At 44.5% G+C, this 20,591-nt stretch carries 19 protein-coding genes; 1 reads left to right on the top strand and 18 read right to left on the bottom strand.

Annotation, left to right across the window (positions count from 1 at the left end):
* Position 1: 1 nt before the first annotated feature.
* The 6 genes from fapR to AS29_RS19050 all read right to left on the bottom strand — a co-directional run bounded on the left by fapR (position 2) and on the right by AS29_RS19050 (position 6,563).
* Positions 2-580 (bottom strand): transcription factor FapR, encoded by a 579-nt coding sequence (gene fapR / locus AS29_RS19025; protein ID WP_035412781.1) that lies wholly within the window; start codon positions 578-580, stop codon positions 2-4.
* 82 nt (positions 581-662) lie between these two features.
* On the bottom strand, positions 663-2,711 hold the full coding sequence (gene recG, locus AS29_RS19030; RefSeq protein ID WP_035413368.1) for an ATP-dependent DNA helicase RecG: 2,049 nt from the start codon (positions 2,709-2,711) through the stop codon (positions 663-665).
* On the bottom strand, positions 2,701-3,591 hold the full coding sequence (gene sdaAA / locus AS29_RS19035; RefSeq protein WP_035412784.1) for an L-serine ammonia-lyase, iron-sulfur-dependent, subunit alpha: 891 nt from the start codon (positions 3,589-3,591) through the stop codon (positions 2,701-2,703). Before sdaAA ends, recG begins: the two co-directional genes overlap by 11 nt.
* 34 nt (positions 3,592-3,625) lie before the next feature.
* Positions 3,626-4,288: an L-serine ammonia-lyase, iron-sulfur-dependent subunit beta gene (sdaAB, locus tag AS29_RS19040; RefSeq protein ID WP_035412788.1), complete on the bottom strand. Its 663-nt coding sequence runs from the start codon at positions 4,286-4,288 to the stop codon at positions 3,626-3,628.
* A 232-nt stretch (positions 4,289-4,520) separates the two neighbouring features.
* Positions 4,521-6,185: a DAK2 domain-containing protein gene (locus tag AS29_RS19045; RefSeq protein ID WP_035412791.1), complete on the bottom strand. Its 1,665-nt coding sequence runs from the start codon at positions 6,183-6,185 to the stop codon at positions 4,521-4,523.
* Positions 6,186-6,200: 15 nt separating this feature from the next.
* Entirely contained in the window at positions 6,201-6,563 is a 363-nt protein-coding gene (locus tag AS29_RS19050; protein WP_035412793.1) for an Asp23/Gls24 family envelope stress response protein, read from the bottom strand.
* A gap of 515 nt (positions 6,564-7,078) precedes the next feature.
* Here AS29_RS19050 and rpmB point away from each other — a divergent pair.
* Positions 7,079-7,267 (top strand): 50S ribosomal protein L28, encoded by a 189-nt coding sequence (gene rpmB, locus AS29_RS19055; RefSeq protein ID WP_035412795.1) that lies wholly within the window; start codon positions 7,079-7,081, stop codon positions 7,265-7,267.
* Positions 7,268-7,424: 157 nt separating this feature from the next.
* Here rpmB and spoVM read toward each other — a convergent pair whose 3' ends face one another.
* The 12 genes from spoVM to coaBC all read right to left on the bottom strand — a co-directional run bounded on the left by spoVM (position 7,425) and on the right by coaBC (position 20,438).
* A complete protein-coding gene (gene spoVM / locus AS29_RS19060) occupies positions 7,425-7,508 on the bottom strand; it encodes a stage V sporulation protein SpoVM (RefSeq protein ID WP_035412797.1) in 84 nt (27 codons plus the stop codon).
* Between the two features lie 72 nt (positions 7,509-7,580).
* On the bottom strand, positions 7,581-8,240 hold the full coding sequence (locus tag AS29_RS19065) for a thiamine diphosphokinase (RefSeq protein ID WP_035412799.1): 660 nt from the start codon (positions 8,238-8,240) through the stop codon (positions 7,581-7,583).
* 317 nt (positions 8,241-8,557) lie between these two features.
* Entirely contained in the window at positions 8,558-9,208 is a 651-nt protein-coding gene (rpe, locus tag AS29_RS19070; RefSeq protein WP_035413370.1) for a ribulose-phosphate 3-epimerase, read from the bottom strand.
* 2 nt (positions 9,209-9,210) lie between these two features.
* The gene (rsgA, locus tag AS29_RS19075; protein WP_035412801.1) at positions 9,211-10,095 is read right to left on the bottom strand and encodes a ribosome small subunit-dependent GTPase A; all 885 of its coding nucleotides are present in this window, start codon (positions 10,093-10,095) and stop codon (positions 9,211-9,213) included.
* A 12-nt stretch (positions 10,096-10,107) separates the two neighbouring features.
* A complete protein-coding gene (gene pknB, locus AS29_RS19080; RefSeq protein WP_035412803.1) occupies positions 10,108-12,066 on the bottom strand; it encodes a Stk1 family PASTA domain-containing Ser/Thr kinase in 1,959 nt (652 codons plus the stop codon).
* Positions 12,060-12,821 (bottom strand): Stp1/IreP family PP2C-type Ser/Thr phosphatase, encoded by a 762-nt coding sequence (locus tag AS29_RS19085; RefSeq protein WP_035412805.1) that lies wholly within the window; start codon positions 12,819-12,821, stop codon positions 12,060-12,062. The genes pknB and AS29_RS19085 overlap by 7 nt, the downstream gene beginning before the upstream one ends.
* 6 nt (positions 12,822-12,827) lie before the next feature.
* On the bottom strand, positions 12,828-13,919 hold the full coding sequence (rlmN, locus tag AS29_RS19090) for a 23S rRNA (adenine(2503)-C(2))-methyltransferase RlmN (protein ID WP_035412808.1): 1,092 nt from the start codon (positions 13,917-13,919) through the stop codon (positions 12,828-12,830).
* Positions 13,920-13,922: 3 nt separating this feature from the next.
* Positions 13,923-15,266 (bottom strand): 16S rRNA (cytosine(967)-C(5))-methyltransferase RsmB, encoded by a 1,344-nt coding sequence (gene rsmB / locus AS29_RS19095; protein ID WP_035412811.1) that lies wholly within the window; start codon positions 15,264-15,266, stop codon positions 13,923-13,925.
* On the bottom strand, positions 15,267-16,205 hold the full coding sequence (gene fmt, locus AS29_RS19100) for a methionyl-tRNA formyltransferase (RefSeq protein ID WP_035413372.1): 939 nt from the start codon (positions 16,203-16,205) through the stop codon (positions 15,267-15,269).
* A gap of 5 nt (positions 16,206-16,210) precedes the next feature.
* Positions 16,211-16,693, bottom strand: a complete 483-nt coding sequence (gene def, locus AS29_RS19105) for a peptide deformylase (protein WP_035412814.1) — start codon at positions 16,691-16,693, stop codon at positions 16,211-16,213.
* A 122-nt stretch (positions 16,694-16,815) separates the two neighbouring features.
* A complete protein-coding gene (priA, locus tag AS29_RS19110) occupies positions 16,816-19,227 on the bottom strand; it encodes a primosomal protein N' (RefSeq protein WP_035412817.1) in 2,412 nt (803 codons plus the stop codon).
* Positions 19,224-20,438: a bifunctional phosphopantothenoylcysteine decarboxylase/phosphopantothenate--cysteine ligase CoaBC gene (gene coaBC, locus AS29_RS19115; RefSeq protein ID WP_035412820.1), complete on the bottom strand. Its 1,215-nt coding sequence runs from the start codon at positions 20,436-20,438 to the stop codon at positions 19,224-19,226. Before coaBC ends, priA begins: the two co-directional genes overlap by 4 nt.
* Between the last annotated feature and the right edge of the window lie 153 nt (positions 20,439-20,591).

A 20,591-nucleotide genomic window follows, 5' to 3' on the forward strand; every position in this document is an offset into this window, starting at 1 on the left:
ATCATCCTTTATCTAATGGTTGATTAGAGCGGTACATTTCAAAATCACCTGAAAACACCAGCTCGTTCCCTACATAGCTGCTAACACTCACCAACGTTCGTCCATTCAATCCGTTTACGCTCGCTACTCTTGCTTTCGATACTACGCGTTCCCCTTCCATTACCTGTCTGGTAAACCGGATATCCGCTTTTGCTGTCAACGCCAGTTCATCATTAATTACGGCAACGGCAAGGGAATTGGCCTGGGCAAATAAATGATGTCCCCTCGCAATTTGATTGCGCCGGAAAACATGCTCTTTTTTCACTTCAAAAATGGAAATAGCACTATGATCAAGTTCCAGGTCAATGATGTCTCCAATAATTTCTTCAGGAGGCAAAGCTTTTATTTCGTCCTCCAAAGAAGCTTGAGCTACTGATCGAATTCTCTCACGAAGCTCAGGTATACTCAGCTCCAGCCGGTCTAGACGAATTGTTTGAATACTAACTTGAAATTTATCTGAAAGCTCTTCATCCGTAATAAAAGGAGTATCATTTATCGTTTCCAGCAGCTGCTGCTGTCTGTCCTTTTTTGTTCTTTTCATGTTATAGGTTACACCATCCGCACTATTATGACTAGGTACTAATAGTAGTATATAATCTTAATAATCGGATTGCAAGAATGTTTTAATCCAGTTTTTCTCCCTCAAGAACCCCTGTTGATTCCAAGTATTTTCTAAGCCATTCATACTCAGGCTCATGCCAGAAGGCGTTGGAATTGATCAATTTTGCTGCATCGCCTCTTGCGGTTTCAAGAGCCCGGTAATCATGAACCATATCCGCCACTCTGAATTCCGGGACACCGCTTTGTTTTTTCCCAAAGAAATCACCTGGTCCGCGGAGTTCAAGATCCTTTTCTGACAGCACAAAGCCGTCATTCGTTTCCGTCATAATCTTCATGCGCTCTTTGCCCGTTTCTGATTTCGGATCAGCGAGCAAAATGCAATAGGATTGCTCACTCCCCCTGCCTACGCGTCCTCTCAGCTGATGGAGCTGTGACAATCCAAAGCGCTCTGCATCATAGATCACCATAATTGTAGCATTCGGGACATTGACCCCTACTTCCACGACGGTTGTTGAGACGAGAATTTGTGTCTGATTTTCACTGAATTCCCTCATCACAGCTTCCTTCTCATTTGGATGAAGACGGCCGTGCATGAGACCGACATTCCACGTTGGTGAAAAAGAATGAACAAGCATCGCATGTACGTCAATTGCATTCTGAACATCAAGCGTCTCTGATTCTTCAATCAACGGGCAGATCACATAAGCCTGTCTCCCTTTTTTCACCTCTTTATCTATAAAACCCAATATCCGGTCCAATAAGTTATGCTTTACCCAATACGTTTCAATCGTTTTTCTTCCTGCAGGCAGCTGGTCGATTACCGAAACATCCATTTCACCGAATGCGGTAATGGCAAGGGTCCTTGGGATAGGGGTTGCCGTCATAAAAAGGACATCCGGCGATTCCCCTTTTTCTCTCAGCACCCTCCTCTGATTCACTCCGAACCGATGCTGCTCATCCGTAATGACAAGCCCCAGATTCCGGAAGTTCACTTCATCCTGGATCAGGGCATGAGTTCCTACCAGTATTTGAATCTCTCCGACTGAGAGACGCTCCAGAAGTTCTCTTCTTTTTTTCCCTTTAACAGAGCTTGTTAAAAGAGCAACCGTGATATTGAGCGGCTCAAAGAGGGCGGCAAGGGAATTCGCATGCTGTTCGGCAAGGATCTCAGTCGGCACCATCAGCGCACTCTGATAGCCTGATAGAATGGCGGCATACATAGAAATAGCCGCTACTACGGTTTTCCCTGAACCGACATCTCCTTGAAGCAGGCGATTCATCCGATAAGGCGATTTCATATCCCCAAGAATCTCGTCCAGCACTTTCGCTTGAGCTTCCGTCAGTTTAAATGGAAGAGCTTCTGTAAAGACAGAGAGTCCTGCATCTGTGAATACATGTTCAATTCCTTTAGAGTTCTCTCTCTGGACTTTTCGCAATGCCTGCATTTTCAGCTGAAACATTAAAAATTCCTCATAAACAAATCTCCTTCTTGCATGCTTTAAATCAGCATGGCTAAGAGGCAAATGAATGGTTTTGATTGCTTCATGCTTCGGCATCAGCCTGTAGGCATCCCGAATTTGGGCAGGCAGGTTTTCCGGTATCTCCTCCCCGAAGTCTTTCAGCGCATTGACCACATGCTTCCTGAGCTGTTTGATCGTGACGGAGCCCTTAACCGTATATACCGGTTCTAAATCCTGCTTGGATACATGCGGGGAAAAGGAGATGTCCTGCAGGGTAATGGTTTGGCGGTTCTTGTCCCATTTTCCGCTCACCGTAACAACTTGATTGATCGAAAGCTGTTTTTTGTAAAAAGGACGGTTAAAACAGACAACACTTACCAGGTATCTTCCTGAAAGCAGCCTGAAGGTAAGCCTTGACTTTTTCTTCCCGTAATAAGCAAGAGAAGGCTCGCTATGAACCTTCCCCTCAACTGTAACTCTTTCATCATGCTGAACTTCAGCCAGGTCCCTCAGCCGGTAATCTTCATAGCGGTAAGGAAAATATTCAAGCAGGTCCTCGATGGTCCTGATCCCCATTTCAAGCAAAACGGATGCTGTCTCCTCTCCGATTCCTTTCAATACGGATACAGGCTGTTTGAGATTATGGCTCACGGCGATCCAAAGGGATGCCAAAGATTTTCGCCTCAAGTTCACGTCCCGTAGGTGTGGCAGCGAGACCTCCCTGTGCGGTTTCCCTTAATGCACTTGGCATGGATTGTCCAATTCTGTACATCGCATCAATAACCTCATCACATGGAATCCTGCTTGTTATTCCAGCAAGGGCCATATCTGCTGCGACCATCGCATTCGCTGCACCCATTGCATTTCTTTTGACGCATGGAACCTCCACAAGTCCGGCAACCGGATCACAGACAAGACCAAGCATATTTTTAAGCGTTATGGCCATTGCCTCTGCTGCCTGAGCCGGTGTCCCCCCCGCCATTTCTGTAATGGCAGCAGCAGCCATTCCGGCAGCAGAACCCACCTCGGCCTGACAGCCGCCAGCTGCACCTGAGATGGAGGCGTTGTTTGCTACGACAAACCCAAACGCTCCAGATGTAAATAGAAACTCAATCATTTCTTCTCTGGTCGGATGCAATTTATGTTTAACGGCAAAGAGCGTACCAGGTACAACCCCTGCAGAACCTGCGGTTGGCGTCGCACAGATCGTTCCCATTGCAGCGTTTACCTCATTCGTTGCTACCGCTTTGCTTACTGCATCTAAAATGGTTTCACCAGATAGAAAATTGCCTTTCTCAATATAAGCTTGCATCAGCACTGCGTCTCCCCCAGTTAGACCTGAATGGGATTTCACTCCTGCAAGACCTTTTTCTACTGCCTGTTCCATTACCTCAAGATTACGGTCCATCATGGAAAATACTTCATCACGGGTCTTTCCGGTTACTTCCATCTCCTGCTGAATCATGACTTCAGCAATTTTGCTATTCCTGCTCATTGCAAGCTCCACGAGCTCAGCTACATTTCGAAACATGATATTTCCTCCAATTTTCCAAAAGCGTAATATCCTAATCTGCTATTTTTGTAACCTGCAGAATATTTGGCAGCGTTTTCAATTCCTCAATAACCCCTATTTCAATATTCTGGTCCACTTCAATGGTCATAAGAGCAAGCTGGCCTTTTTCTTTTCTTGATACATTCATATGTCCAATATTAATGGCATGCTTCGCCAGAACGTTCGCAACACCTGCAATGGCACCATAGCGATCATTATGCATGACCAGAATGGCTGGATGGTTTCCTGACAGCTGCAGCAAAAAGCCGTTCAGTTCAGTTATTTCAATCTTGCCTCCGCCGATTGAGATGCCAACCAGTTCAAGCTGTCCGTGGTCATCGCCGATAATCACTCTAGCTGTATTTGGATGGTCAGTTACAGCTTCCTCTTCTAGAAAAGTGACTTTCATTCCATTTTCATCAGCTATTTGAAGAGATGTTTTGATGCGTTCATCAAAGGTATCGAAATCCAAAATGCCTCCGATTATGGCTACATCTGTTCCATGGCCTCGGTACGTCTTAGCAAAAGAACCGTAAAACGACACAGTCGCCCACTTCGGCTCCCTCCCAAACAAACTCCGGGCCACTCTGCCAATTCTTGCAGCTCCAGCTGTATGAGAGCTTGAAGGTCCAATCATAATCGGACCTATAATATCAAATACACTGCGATATTTCATGCATGGGTACCCCTCTCTTATGAAAGAAAACATCCTGTTACAGTTTGCTTTCAGTTTACCAGATTTCTTTTAAACCTGTATATGGCCGAATTCCGCTTGAACTGCCCGTTCCTTAAATTTTTTGTGTAACTCTAAGCAGGTACACAGCGGTCTTATACGGAATTTTCTCTGCGAAAATAATAAATAGGACCGCCTGTTACACAGACGGTCCTTTAAGCTGGATAACAGCTTTTTACTCGACAGAGAAAATGTAGGAGTATAGCGGCTGTTTGCCGTTATGCACTTCCACTTCAATATCACTGAAAATCGTTTCAACCTGCTTTACGAGCTCACTTACTTCCTCGTCGCTTGATTCACTTCCATAAAGAATGGTCAGAATGTCGTCTTCCTCACTGATCATTTCTTTAAGAAGGTTTAAAGCAGCTTGAACCTGTACTTTATCCTTCGTCACAATCTTTCCGTTCAAGATCCCCATAAAATCATTTTTGGAAATATCCATTCCATCAATTTGAGTATCACGAACGGCATAGGTGACTTGACCCGATTTAACATTTCCAAGAGCTTCAGTCATGACTTCTTCGTTTTCCTCAGGTTTAACACCAGGATTGAAAGAAAGCAGAGCAGACATTCCTTGAGGAACCGTTTTAGAAGGGATGACCAGCACATTTTCTTCCACAACTGATGCTGCCTGGCGCGCTGCCATGACAATATTTGAGTTGTTTGGAAGGATGATGATGTTTTCTGCATTTACTTTTTCAATGGCAGAAACAATATCCTCCGTGCTTGGATTCATCGTCTGGCCGCCTTCAATGACCTCATGGGCACCTATGCTTTTAAACAAGTCTGCAATTCCGGAACCCATAGAAACTGTGATGATGCCGTATTTTTCCTTCTGCTTTTTCGGTTTGGATGGCTGTGCTTTAGCTGATTCCCCTACAAGGCTGCTGTGCTGTTCACGCATATTTTCAATTTTCATGCTGATCAGACTTCCATACTTTTGTCCATATGACAGCACCTCGCCCGGGTGCTCCGCATGAATATGTATTTTCGCTACCTCATCGTCAGAAATCACAAGCAATGAATCTCCAAATTTGCTTAGATCATTACGGAACTGATCCTCTGAGAAGACTTTCTTCCCATCTTCAAAGCGAACCATGAACTCTGTGCAGTATCCGAACTCAATGTCTTCCGTATTGATATGAGCGTGAACATTTTTATGATGTTCGGCATTGACAAGATCATTCATAGACGGCAAAGCCATTGGAGTTCCAGGTACTTTCTCGCCTTTCAGTTCAGCAAGGAAGCCTTCATACACCAATACAAGACCTTGACCGCCGCTGTCTACGACACCCACTTCTTTCAATACAGGCAGCAAGTCCGGCGTCCGGTTCAATGAGGCCTTAGCTTCATCAAGAATCGCTTCCATCAGTTTGATCAGATCATCTTCATTTTTAGCTTCAGATACGGCTTTTCTTGCTGCATCCTTCGCTACAGTTAGGATCGTCCCCTCTACAGGCTTCATGACAGCTTTGTAGGCTGTATCCACACCGGTTTGAAGCGCCTGGGCAAAATCCTTCGCTGTAATCGTGCTTTTGCCCTCAATCGACTTCGAAAAGCCCCTGAACAGCTGGGAAAGGATGACCCCTGAATTTCCCCGTGCACCCATGAGCAGTCCTCTTGAGAGGGCTGTCCCTACTTTGCCAATATGGGCTTGGACATTTTTATGTACTTCCTTTGCTCCTGATGTCATAGACAGGTTCATATTAGTGCCTGTATCTCCATCTGGAACTGGAAAAACATTTAAGGCATCCACCATTTTGGCATTATTGGATAGATGGCTTGCACCTTGAGAAATCATTTCAGCAAAGCGCTCGCCGTCCAAATTTTTGATTGACACGATTTTTCCTCCTTACTACGGGTTCGTTACACGAACTCCCTGAACGAAAATATTTACTGAGTCTACAGCTAATCCAACCGTGTGATCAAGCGTATATTTCACTTTGGTCTGTACGTTGTGTGCTACCTCTGAAATTTTCGTTCCGTAGCTTACAATGATATACATATCGATGTGAATGCTGTCTTCTGCCTGACGCACGATGACACCCCTGCTGAAGTTTTCCTTGCGCAGGATGTCTGTAATTCCATCTTTAATCTGATTTTTGGAGGCCATTCCTACAATACCGTAGCAATCAATGGCGGCGCCGCCTGCTACCGTTCCAATTACTTCATTGGAGATATCGATTTGTCCGTATTTGGTGGTAAGTTCGATGGACATGCTATTTCCTCCCTTGTTTATCGGTCTATGAATTTCCTTCACTTTTCATGATGGCGTGTTCACAGTCTTGATGACCATACGCATGATAAAGCTATTTTACTATAGGCCGCGAAAATTTTAAAGGCATTGCTTAACAAGACGGCATAAAAGGCTCTTATTATTATAGAGCATAGCATCATCAGGTATGTCAAGGTGTTTTTCTTGAAGGAACGTATTTTTTAAATGATCCGGTTCCTGCCGCAAGGGAGCGGGTCCCATTATCCTTCTATTTATACCTTCCCCTAACGCCCCCATTCATAACCTCATTGAAAAATGTCCGCAAAGGAAAAAAACTTGACAAAGAATAGTTGCAATTCAAAAGGGGGTTATGGTAAATTATTAAGGTATCTCGTGAATAGAGACGTTTTTAACCGTATGAGCAATCATCAAAGATGGGCGTCTTTTATAAAAAGACAAACGGAACTGAAACGATAGCTTGCTACAAAAGAGGTTTTGCAAGGTGAGGAGGGAATATTATGGCACGTAAATGTGTAATTACAGGCAGAAAAACCCGCTCTGGCAATACACGTTCCCACGCAATGAACGCTAACAAGCGTACATGGGGAGCCAACGTTCAAAAAGTGCGCATCCTGGTTAACGGGAAGCCAAAACGTGTATACGTTTCAGCTCGCGCCCTTAAATCCGGTAAAGTGGAACGCGTATAATTGGAACGCCAATAAGATAGCCGTTCACGGCTGCAAAGAGGAAATGGCAGGTTAACCTGCATTTCCTCTTTTTTGGTTCCAAAAGAAAAAGATGCCCTCTTAAGAGCATCGTTCTGTTGGTTTGCACTTTAGAAAACAAGCGGATTTGCCTGTAAGTTTATGAGTCCTTTTTAAAAGAACCAAGCATTGCCCGAACTATTCCTCCCAAAAACTTTGGCAGTTTAATCGTATAGAACTTCATAGTTTCCCTCCTCAGCCCTTTCAATGATCTTTGAAATGGCCCCGCTCTTGCTGGCCTTATGTTTAGCATTCATCACTTTATATTCGTTTCATCCCGGCTTCTCACCATCATTAATATGCCGCTTTTAAACGAAACAGTACCGGTGTGATGAATCAGTTCATTACTAATACATAGTGTAGAACCAAAAGGAATATGCCGATTTTCAAGAGGATATTTAAAACCTTTTAATGTTAGTCCTTCTACATCTGACGCAACAGGGACAAACGACAGATATGGATAGGTTTCGCTTGCCTTGATTTCCTGGATTCCGGGAGGCAAAAGCTTAATAAAATTGAATCTGTCTTCCAATTCAATCGGAATGGAGCAATCAAATTCTTTCATTAATAAATAAATGTTTGCAAAAAAGTGGTCCAGTCTGCCGCCGGTTGCACCGTAGATGCGGATTCGTTCGGGCTGTTTGCTGATCGCCCAGTCAAGTGCAAGTTCTGTATCCGTTTTATCTTTTTCTGAAGGATAAATCTTAAGATTTTTATGTTTTGACTCCAGCTCCTCCCTTTCTCTGCCCGTTATGGAATCAAAATCTCCGATTGCTTCTTCCATTTTTAATCCTCTATCAGCGAGATAGACGACCCCTCTGTCCACTCCAACCCACGATACATCATGATGGTCGGCAGCCGTGAGGTCAGGAATCAGTCTCTCAGGCCCACCTGCAACTATGTATATGTATTTCAATTCCAATTCCCCCACTCTAATTTACATAATATTATTATTTAAATCTTATAAAAAGCGGCTTTCTATACCTTCATTTCCATTCAAATCGGACTGACTTTGGCCTGATTTCCGCTGCAGGTTGCAGGGCCGGCGGTGAGCCCAGCTTTGCCGCTGCGGAGTCTCACCTGTCCCGCTGGTCCCGCAGGCGTCTCTTGCCACTTCAATCAACAGGTGTTAAAAACAACAGCATCCTAAAAAATAGCCATTATAAAAAAACCCGGGAGGCTCATAAAGCGTCCCAGGCGGCAATTTCAATCATTTACTCTCAGGAGGACTATTTAAGTAGCATCCCGTATATCACGTATTGCTTTTTTCCGGTCAGGAAACCCATAGACTGCAGAACCGGCTACCAAAACATTAGCCCCTGCCTCCATGCAGGCTTTCGCATTGCCGGCATTTACACCGCCGTCAATTTGGATAAGGACAGATAAACCTTCCGCTTTAATCATGTCGGACAAAGCCTCAATTTTAGCGAGCATTTCCGGAATGAATACCTGTCCGCCAAACCCGGGATTAACCGTCATTAGCAATACATAATCCAGATCCTTTAATACATAGTCAAGCACATGGAGGGGTGTATGCGGGTTCAGCACCACTCCCGCTTTAACTCCCTTTGATTTAATATGCTGAATGGTCCGGTGAAGATGTGTACAGGCTTCTGCATGAACAGATATTAAATCTGCCCCAGCTTCAGCAAACTCATCAATGTATGAATCCGGATTCTCAATCATCAAATGCACATCTAAAGGGAGCTGCGTAACAGGGCGAACTGCTCTCACAATAAGCGGCCCAATTGTAATGTTCGGGACAAAATGCCCGTCCATTACATCGATATGAATCCAATCCGCCCCACCATGCTCAACATCCTCAATTTCTTCTTTAAGCTTTGAAAAATCCGCAGATAAAATAGATGGAGCGATATAAACCAACGTCAATACCTCGGCTTTCTGTCTTTAATTTCCTCTAGAAAACTTAAATAATGCTCATATCTGTAATCCTTGATTTCTCCGCTGTCAAGAGCGGCTTTCACCGCACACTTAGGTTCAGATACATGTGTGCAGCCTCTGAATTTGCAATCGCCGGCTCTCTCCCTCATTTCGGGAAAGCATTGGCTCAGGTCCTGGGCTTCAATATCTGTAAAATCAAGGGAACTGAATCCAGGTGTATCTGCCACAAGCCCATTATCTATTGTAATCAGTTCAACATGTCTCGTTGTATGCTTTCCCCGGCCAAGATGACTCGAAATGTCATCTGTCTTTAAAGCAAGATCCGGTTTAATCGCATTAAGCAATGATGATTTTCCAACTCCTGACTGACCTGCAAAAACCGATATTTTATTGTCGAACAGCGGTCCGAGAGAGGCAATGCCATCCATGCTTTCCGTGGAAGTCTGGAATACCTGGTATCCAGCTTCTTTATAATCCGCAGCAAACGAAAGAATTTCTTCTCTTTGAGCGGGATTGGAAATTAAATCAGTTTTGCTGATGCAAATAACCGGCTCAATAGAATTAGCTTCAACTAATACTAAGAAGCGATCCAGCAAAAGGGTACTGAAGGCTGGCTCAATGGCCGAAAAAACAAGAATGGCCTGATCCACATTCGAAATCGGAGGCCTGACCAGCTCGTTTTTTCTGGGCATGACCTCGAGAATCGTTCCTTCCAAATCATTATCCGCCTGATAAATGACTTCATCGCCGACCAGCGGGGTGATTTTGTTTTTTCTGAATAGCCCTCTGCCTCTGCACTGAACAAAACGATCTCCGTCTAAAACATAGTAAAAGCCGGCTAAAGCCTTCACAATCTTTCCTTCCGGCATACATTCCCTCCTTTAGTTTGGATAAGGTATCGTATCGTTATCAACGATTCGGCTGTTAACGGTTACTTGATAGTACGCATTCTGTCCAGGAGCGATTTTAAATTGGATCGTTCTCTTTTCAGGTGCTTTAATTTTAAACGTCGCTTCCGGTTCTGAGAAAGACCGCTCCGCATCATTAATCCAAATTTGAACTTCCTGTTCTTCCCCGGGTACAGCAGGCTCATACGGAATCTCAATTTCCTTGGATACCGTTGCTACTTCCTGCTGTTCTTTGCCAAGTGAAAAAACGACTTCGAGCCTTTCACCAGGCTTCAGCTTTTCTCCGGCTGCCGGGGTTTGGGAAATAACCTTGCCTGCGGGAACGGTATCAGAATACTCTTCCTTTTCTTTTAAAAGGATCCCTTTTTCCTGCGTATAGCTGTTTACATCATTCTGAGAGTAGCCATTTAAATCTTCCAGTAAAATTTCCTCCGGCCCTTTGCTGACTGTGAGCTTCACTTCATCCTCTGAAGGAATGACCTCCGTACCTGCCGAAGGCTCCTGGTCAATGACAAGTCCTGCCTCCTGGTCATCATTCATTTCCTCCACGATTACGTTCTTATAGCCTTTTCGTTCAAGCAATTCTTTTGCTGTATCAATATCCCGGCCCTTCAAATCTTCAAGTTCAGTCATTTTTTTTCCGGTACTTTGATAGATTGTAACCATGGAGCCTTCCTTGGCCATTTTCCCACTCTCTGGATCTGTTTTCACGACATAATTTTCTGGAACGTCATCACTTGCCATCGATCTTTCCGTTACCCTGAAACCTGCTTCGCTTAACGTGTTGACCGCATCCCCGTATTCTTCACCTGAAACATCGGGGACTGAGACATCTTCAGGAAGCAGCAATGAGGGCACAATGGTGATGGCACTGACTCCTGCTGCCAGCAAAATAATAAAGACTGTAATGATAAAAACGGCAAATTTACTTTTTTTCTTCTTAGTCTTTTTAGGTTTTCCATCCTGTTTTGCTTCTTCATTCGCTTTACCGGGAGGCTGAGAATGATTGATCGTTTCGCTTTTATCTGAAAGATATTGATCTGTAATGACGGGAATAGCCTTTGTGGCTTCATCGTCTACAGGGATTTCATATCTCTTTTCATTGAGTCTGTCTGCATGTAAGGCTGTCCTTAAATCCTCTTCCATCTCTTCGGCAGAATCGTATCGATGAAAGGGATCCTTCGCCATAGCTTTTAATATGATATTAATCATGCTTTGGGGAATAGATGGATTCCAGCGCTCGGGTGATGGAGTTTCAGATTGCAGATGCTTTAGAGCGATTGAAACAGCCGATTCTCCATCATACGGAACCCTTCCTGTCAGCATTTCATATAGCACAATACCGAGTGAATAAAGATCTGATTTTTTAGTTGCCAAACCGCCCCGCGCCTGCTCCGGGGAAAGGTAGTGAACTGAACCAAGCACGGAGTTTGTATGTGTAATTGTCGCTGAACTAAGCGCCATGGCAATGCCAAAGTCCGTCACTTTCGCTCTTCCATCATGATCGATTAATATATTGTGCGGCTTTATGTCTCTGTGAACGATAAAATTCTCATGCGCATGTTCAATCGCTGATACAACCTGCACCATAATATCCAATGCCTCGGATGGGTGAAGAGGAGCATGATTTTGTATGTATTGTTTAAGGGTTGTACCCGCCACATATTCCATGACAATATAATAAATTCCGTTCTCTTCGCCCACATCGTATATACTCACAATGTTCGGATGATCCAGACTCGTCGTTGACTGTGCCTCACGCCGGAATCTTCTGATGAAATCCTCATCATTTGCAAAATCAAATCTCAGTACTTTAACCGCAACTTTTCGTTCCAGAATGACGTCCTGAGCAAGGTAGACATTCGCCATTCCTCCTCCGCCAATCACTTCAAGAATGCGATAGCGGCCGCTGATTCTCTTTCCGATTAGCAAGAAAGATCACCTTCCCCATCCCCGGAAGGCATAAGGACCATGGCAACCGAAATATTATCTTCTCCGCCATTTTCATTTGCAAGCCGAATCAGCTTGTCAGCAGAATCATTCAGAGCTGCACCTGATACGAGGATGTTTTCCATTTCAGTTTCACTTACTTTATTAGAAAGTCCATCTGAGCAAAGCAGCAGTGCATCTCCTTCTTCTGTGCAAAAGGATTTGATTTCCACCTGTACCCTAAGCTCAGTTCCCATCGCTCTCATCAGCACATTTTTACGGGGATGATGCTCAGCATCTTCCTTCGTAATTTCTCCGGAGCGGACGAGTTCATTGACAAGAGAGTGATCCTCGGTAATCTGTTTAAAACCGCTTGCATTAAAAAGGTAGCAGCGGCTGTCGCCGATATGCCCAATGGTGGCAAATGACCGGGTACAAATTGCACCGACAAATGTCGTTCCCATTCCGCTGCATTCAGGATGATGCAAGGCATGGTCAAACAGAAGCCGGTTGACTTCTTCAATTTTTCCTCTCAGCCACTTTTCCGCATCATCCGGTGTATGAATCCCTTCGGATTTTTCCCAAAATTCGCGGAATGCGGAAACGGCCATCGAGCTTGCTACATCGCCCGCTAAATGGCCTCCCATTCCGTCTGCTACTACGGCAAAAGCCGCTTGTTCCCTGTTAAAGAAAATACCTGTACAATCCTCATTATGAGAACGGACTTTACCTATGTCCGATCGAAAAGCAGTCTCCAAAAAAGGTCACCTCGTCTCTTCTTTCCGCTCCTTCGCCCTTAGCTGGCCGCATGCTGCGTCAATGTCGGAACCTTGCTCACGTCGAATCGTTACGTTTACACCGCGGTCTTTCAATGCTTTTTCAAACGCAAAAATTTGATCTCGAGGTGTCCGCACATAATCACGTTCCGGCACATAGTTCACAGGAATAAGGTTTACGTGGCATTTGATGCCTTTAATAAGGTCAGCCAATTCTTCTGCATGCTCCACCTGGTCGTTCACGCCGCCGAATAATCCATACTCAAATGAGATTCTGCGTCCCGTTTTGTTTACGTAATAACGAATGGATTCAATAAGATCAGGAAGCTTATAAGCCTTGTTGATCGGCATTAGACGGCTTCTGATTTCATTGTTTGGAGCGTGCAGGGAAAGGGCAAAGTTAATTTGCAGCTGTTCATCTGCAAATTTGTAGATTTTAGGAATAATTCCGCTTGTGGAAACAGTAATATGGCGTGCTCCAATGTTCAATCCTTTATCATGGTTGATGATTTTCAGGAAAGACATCATTGCATCATAGTTATCAAACGGTTCGCCGATTCCCATTATGACGACGGAGCTTACGCGTTCGCCAAGTTCATCAAGAGCCTTCTGTACTTTTACGACCTGAGCAACGATTTCTCCTGCTTCAAGGTTTCTTTTTAATCCGCCAATGGTTGATGCGCAGAACGTACAGCCGATCCGGCAGCCTACCTGAGTGGTAACACAGATGGAGTTTCCATACTCATGCTTCATCAATACCGTTTCAATTGAAGAACCGTCATGCAGCTCGAAAAGAAACTTCATTGTACCGTCGCCGGACGTTTGCTGGATTAGCGTCTTTAATGTGGTTAATGTGAATTGCTGTTCCAGTTTTTGACGCAGTTCTTTTGAGAGGTTCGACATCTCTTCAAAAGAAGTAACCCTTTTTATAAATAGCCAGTCGAAAATCTGCTGTGCACGGAACGCCTTCTCGCCATTTTCCTCGAGCCAGGTTTTAATTTCATGAAGTTCAAGGGAATAAATGGACGGCTTAGCAGCCGTTACTCCCTTTTTACCTTGTTGTGTTGTTGTTTTATTCAATGATTACACCTTCTTTTTTAATCTTGTGATGAAAAATCCATCTGTTTCAAAATAATGCGGAAGAATTTGCAGTTTTCCGCCGTTGATATATGGGTGAACCTTCTCAGGAAGGAGCTGTTTTAAGGAATGATCTTCTTCAAATTCAGGATGGGACGCCAGGAAATCAGCGATAACCTCTTCATTTTCTTCCTTATCAATTGTACAAGTACTATAGACCAGTGTACCACCTTTTTTAAGTAAACGCGAAACCGAATCCAGCAGCTCCTGCTGAATGGCAGAAAGCCTGTTAACATCATTGGCATTTTTTGCATATTTTATATCTGGCTTTCTTCTAATGACACCAAAGCCCGAGCATGGCGCATCCACTAAAATTTTGTCAAATTGAATACCACTGAGTTCTAGTGGAGCCTCCCTCGCATCCATGACTTGAGGAGAAATGTTGAGGAGCCCGGCTCTTTCAGCCTGTTCCTCAATTAGCTTCACTTTGTGTTTGTGAAGATCCAGTGAAACAATCTCACCAGTCCCTTCCATCAATTCAGCCATATGCAAAGACTTGCCCCCAGGTGCAGCACAAGCATCAAGGACTACTTCATTTTTGGCTGGACTTACAGCTCTTGCAGTAAGCATGGAGCTTTCATCCTGAATGGACAGTTTCCCTGCTTTATAAAGTCTGCTTTTAGAAATATTGCCTCTTTTCAGGATTACCGCATCTTCTGAAAGAACTCCTCGTGCTGCGTCGAAGGATTCTTCTGCCAGACCAGCAACTGCCTCTTCAACGGTAAGGTGCATCCGATTTACCCTTGCGGAAGCGACAGGAGGCTTCATATGAACTTCGCACATTTTCTGTGTATCATCCAGTCCATACTGATCCGCCCATTTTTTCACGAGCCAAACCGGGTGGCTTGTTTCAAGCGCCAAACGTTCAATAGGATCTTCAATTTCATTGAGTGAAGGCACTCCTTCTCTTTGAACAGCACGAAGGACTCCATTTACAAATCCGGCAATTCCTTTATGCCCTTTTTTCTTGGAGATTTCGACTGCCTCAAAAAAGATCGCCCTTTCCGGAATGCGGTCAAGATAGATCATTTGATAAAGGGACACTCTAAGCAAAATACGTACCCATAATTCCATTTTTTTTGCTTTCGAAGTAAAAGGCTCCAAATAATAATCAAGCGTTATTTTTCTTTGAAGTGTTCCATATACAAGCTCTGTGAATAAAGAAACGTCCTTAGATGACAAATTGCTTTTCTGGATGGTGGTGTTAAGCAGCAGGTTGCTATATGCCTGATTTTTCTCAATGGACATCAAGGCATCTACTGCCAATTCTCGTACATTTGCTGTTTTCATTTATTCACCAAGTTTCGTTCCGGGGGCAATCTGGCTGCCGCGCAAAAAGTCTTCCCCGCTCATTTTTTTCTTGCCTGCCGGCTGAAGCTCTACTATTTTTACGGCAGTGCCGTTTCCAGAAGCCACGACAAAACCATCTGAATCGATTCCAATCACCGTGCCCGGCTCAGATGGATTGGTGCTTTTCATTTTTTCTCCGCGCCAAATCTTCACTGTTTGTCCCTCTAAAGAGGTGAAAGCTACCGGCCAGGGATTTAAACCGCGAATATGGTTGTAAATTTCTTCGCCTGTTCTAGTCCAGTCGATCTTTTCCTGCTCGCGTTTAATATTGGATGCAAAAGTCGCCTTTGAATCATCCTGCTTTATCGGCTTCAGTTTGCCTTCCAGAAGCATCGGGAGTGTTTCAGCCAGTAGTTCTGTTCCGGCTTTGCTTAGTTTATCGTGCAATGTACCGACGTTATCTTCTTCTGTAATCACAACCTCAGCTTGTGTGAGGATATCACCCGCATCAAGTTTTTCGGCCATATACATAATTGTTATTCCCGTTTTTTCTTTCCCCTGTAAAATGGAATAATGAATGGGGGCGCCGCCGCGAAGTTCCGGCAGCAAGGAAGCATGGACGTTAATACAGCCGTGCTTTGGCGCTTCCAGCAGCTCATTCGGTAAAATTTGTCCGAATGCCGCTGTTACAACTAAATCCGGTTTCAGTGCCAGTACTTTGTCAAGATCCTTTTGATGGCGGATTTTTTCCGGCTGCAGGACCTCAATGCCATGCTTTAGCGCCTCTGTTTTGACTGGGGGAGGCGTCAGTTCTTTTTTGCGGCCTTTCGGACGGTCCGGCTGGGTGACAACACCGACTACATTATACCCTTCATCAACAAGCCTTCTTAAAACAGGAACAGAAAAATCAGGGGTTCCCATGAATACGATTCTAGTCATTTCATTCATCCTTCCATTTCCTCAAGCTCTCCGTCTTCATAATAGCGAAGAACTTTAGCAGTAAAAAGAGTGCCATCCAGATGATCGATTTCATGCTGAAGAGCTCTTGCCAAAAAACCATCTGCTTCAACAGTGAAAGGTTTTCCTTTCCGATTGAGCGCATGTACTTTCACATAATCCGCACGCTTGACTTCACCAAACAGTCCAGGGAAGCTCAAGCAGCCTTCAGGTCCAGTCTGTTCTCCGCGTGAGTTCATAATTTTTGGGTTGATTAATTCGATTTTTCCATAATCATCGCCAATGTCTACTACAGCGATTCGTTTTGCAATCCCCACTTGAGGGGCGGCTAATCCTACCCCATCTGCAGCGATCATTGTTTCATACATATCTTTAAGCAGCCTTGTAAGCTCCCTATCAAAAACCGTTACTTTCTCACAGGACTGCTCAAGAATTGGATCCGGGTGCTCTGCAATTTTCAGTATAGCCATAAAAGGTTCCTCCCTCACATTTTGAAGTGTTTACTCGGTGCCGCAGGGTTTCCTAGCTTTTGATGAAATATACGTAAGCCCTGATTACATATATAAAACCGGCAACGGCCGGTCTTAGGATGCTACATTAAAGTTGTTGGGTTCAAATCAATTGAAATAACGAGCTCATCTCTTGCCATTTCCTGCTGATAGCGATCCATCACTTTTTTCAGCGCAGGGATTAATTTTTCATCCCGCTTGTATTTTATCATGCATTGATAACGATATCTATTCTTGATCCTGGGTATCGGTGATGCAACAGGACCCAGCACTTTTGTATGGGAATCAAGGTTTTGTATAAGAAACTGTGCGATTGTTTCCATTACTGATGACGTTTTAAGCAAATCGGGATGTGATACATTGACAACCGCCACATAATAAAAAGGCGGATAGGCATGCTGCTTTCTTTCCATCATTTCCCTCTCATAAAACCCATCATAATCGTGATCTTTAGCGAGCTGGATACTGTAGTGATCCGGTGTATAGGATTGGATGACCACTTCACCGGTTAATTCATGCCTGCCCGCTCTGCCGCTTACCTGCGTTAGCAGCTGAAAGGTTTTCTCTGCAGCCCTGAAGTCCGGCAGGTGAAGCATCGTATCTGCGGCAAGAACTCCTACAAGCGTAACATTGGGAAAATCAAGACCCTTGGCAATCATTTGCGTTCCAAGCAGGATATCTGCTTTTCCTTCGCCAAATTGCCCCAGAAGCCGTTCATGGGCTCCTTTTCTTGAAGTTGTATCTACGTCCATTCGAATTACCCGTGCTTCCGGCAAGACCTTTGCAAGTTCTTCCTCCACCTTTTGAGTACCCGTTCCAAAAAAGCGGATATGCTCGCTGCTGCACTCTGGACATAAAGAAGGCATTGGTGCTTCATGTGCACAGTAGTGGCATTTTAGTTTATTTCCCTGACGGTGATAGGTCATGGAAATATCGCAGTTAGGACATTGAATGACATAGCCGCAATCCCTGCACATGACAAAGGCAGAAAAGCCCCTTCTGTTTAAAAACAGAACCGTTTGCTCTTTTCGGTCCAGCCTGAGCTGCAGCTGCTCGAAAAGATCGGAAGAAAACATCGAACGATTTCCATTTCGCAGCTCTTCTCTCATATCAACAACATTCACCTCAGGCAGTGCCCGGCTGTTGACCCGCTCCCTTAATGGAAGAAGATGATAAACCCCTTTGCTTGCCCTAGCAAACGATTCAAGGGATGGAGTCGCACTGCCTAATACAACCGGACAGCGGTAGCTTTCAGCTCTGTGAATTGCGACGTCACGGGCATGATATCTTGGGTTTTCTTCCTGTTTATAGCTTGATTCATGCTCCTCGTCAATTACAATGATTCCAAGGTTCTCAAAAGGGGCAAAAATAGCCGAGCGGGCACCGACGGCGAGCTGGACTTCCTTGCGCTGAATTTTCCGCCATTCATCGTATTTTTCTCCCGTCGACAACCCGCTGTGCAATACGGCGACTTTTGAACCGAACCGTCCTTTGAACCGATCTACCATTTGCGGGGTAAGAGAAATTTCAGGAACGAGCACAATGGCTTCCTTTCCTTCTTTCATGACGCGGTCGATGGCTTGAAGATACACTTCTGTTTTCCCGCTTCCGGTCACACCGTACATCATAAAGACATCATGCCTGGAAGCTTCAATTGAATCCAGAATTGGAGCAATAGCACTTTGCTGTTCACTGGTAAGCGCCATATTTTCTGTTGCCTTAAAGGTGCGATGCTCAAATGGATCACGATATACTTCCAGCCATTCTTCAGCCAGTATGCCTTTTTGAACAAGAGCTTTAATGGAAGAATCGCTTGCGTTCGCTCCGCTTTTCAAATCGGCTGCAGAGATCTCACTTTTTTGGGATGCAATAATATAATCAAGAGCAGCCTTTTGCCTGCCGGCTTTTGCAGGCATTTCCTCTGCAGTTTTTTTTAATGCTTCAAGATCTGCTGCAGGTTTCAAATACCGGACTTTTTTTTGCTTCCCCTTTTGTGCTACCTGGTAGACGACTTCTAAGCTGCCTTTTTTTATTTCCTTCTGCAACTCTGCAAAGAGATTGTGAGCTTCAGCCTCTTTCCAGGATATATCCCTGGTATTTTCAAATAACACAGCAAGTTCCGGGGGCAATTCACTGCTATTCCGGGTCAGGCAAATCCGTTTTTCATATTTTGCTTTCATGGCTGCAGGAAGCATGGCTTGAAAAGCAGAAATCTGGAAGCACAGGGTTTTTTCTGTAAGCCACTTTCCAAGTTCAAGCAATTCATCCGTTAATGCCGGCGTCAAATCAAAAATCTCTGAAATTTTTTTGAGCTTGTTTACCTCAGATGCTGATGCCACCTCGATAACAAAGCCCTGTACTTTACGCGGGCCAAACGGTACGATCACTCTGATTCCCGGTACAATGACATCCTCCCACTCTTCCGGAACTAAATAATCAAAAGGCCTGTCTGTCTGCATGGCAGGGACATCGACCACTACCCTTGCAATTTTCATTCTTCTTTCTCCAAACGCAGCATTGCAGCAGCCTCCAGCAAAATACTCTCAGCTACCTTATTCTTAGACATTAAAGGGAGCTCCTTACTGGTTCCATCTTTGCGGTGGATTGTGACCAGATTGGTATCAGCAGCAAAACCGGCTCCCTCAATCGTCACATTATTCGAGATGATCAAATCGAGATTTTTCTTCACAAGCTTATGCATCGCATATTCATGAACATTGTCTGTTTCAGCAGCAAAACCAACAAGAAGCTGATGCTGTTTTTTCTCACCGAGGGTTTTTAAAATATCAGCTGTACGTTCCATTTCAACGGATAGCGGACCTTCTTGTTTTTTCATTTTATGGGGCATAGGGTGTGCAGGCCTGTAATCAGCCACAGCAGCAGATTTAATGACAGCATCCTGCTGATCAAATCGTTCCATTACCTCGTTCAGCATTTCCTCAGCCGTTTGAACCCTTATCACAGCTGCTCCGTATGGATCCTCCAAATGGGATGGTCCGGTGACAAGCGTTACATCCGCCCCCATTTCCGCAGCCTTTTCAGCAAGTGCAAATCCCATCTTGCCCGTCGACCGGTTTGAGAAATACCTTACAGGATCAATGGGTTCCACGGTTGGACCGGCTGTAATTAAAACTTTTTTGCCTTTTAATGGTCCTCGTCCATCTATACGAAAGTAGCTTTGAATAAGGCGGACAATTTTTTCAGGCTCTTCAAGCCTGCCGCGTCCTACATATCCGCACGCTAAATATCCTTCGCTCGGTTCAATAAATCGAAATCCATCCTCATACAGCGTCTGGATATTTCTTTTTACTGCAGGGTGATCATACATATGTACGTTCATGGCCGGTGCAATCCATACTGGTGCCGTGGCAGCGAGCAGTGTTGTAGTCAGCATATCATCTGCCAGACCATTGGCAAGCTTTCCGATCACATTGGCGGTTGCCGGAGCGAGGACAATCAAATCCGCCCAGTCTGCTAAATCAATATGAGCAATAACGCTTGATTCTTTTTCATCAAACGTATCTGTATACACATCATGTCTTGAGAGCGCCTGAAAGGTCAGCGGTGCAACAAATTCACATGCCGAGGCAGTCATGATTACTTTTACATCATAACCAGCCTGGGTAAGCTTGCTTGTCAAGGCAGCTGCTTTGTATACGGCAATGCCTCCGCTTACTCCAAGCAGGATCTTTTTCTTATCTCCCATTGTAAACCCCCGCCATCATTGTTATTTGTCTATCATTTTACCAATGTTTCAAGGAATGCCAAAGCAGAAGACTTCATTAAATTTCTCTCCATAAAAAGAGGCCGCCCCATTGCAACCAGGCTGCCTTAAGCAGTTCGCCCTTCATAAAAGGGA

The organism is Bacillus sp. SJS, from assembly GCF_000732485.2.
GTDB lineage: Bacteria > Bacillota > Bacilli > Bacillales > Bacillaceae > Metabacillus_B > Metabacillus_B sediminis.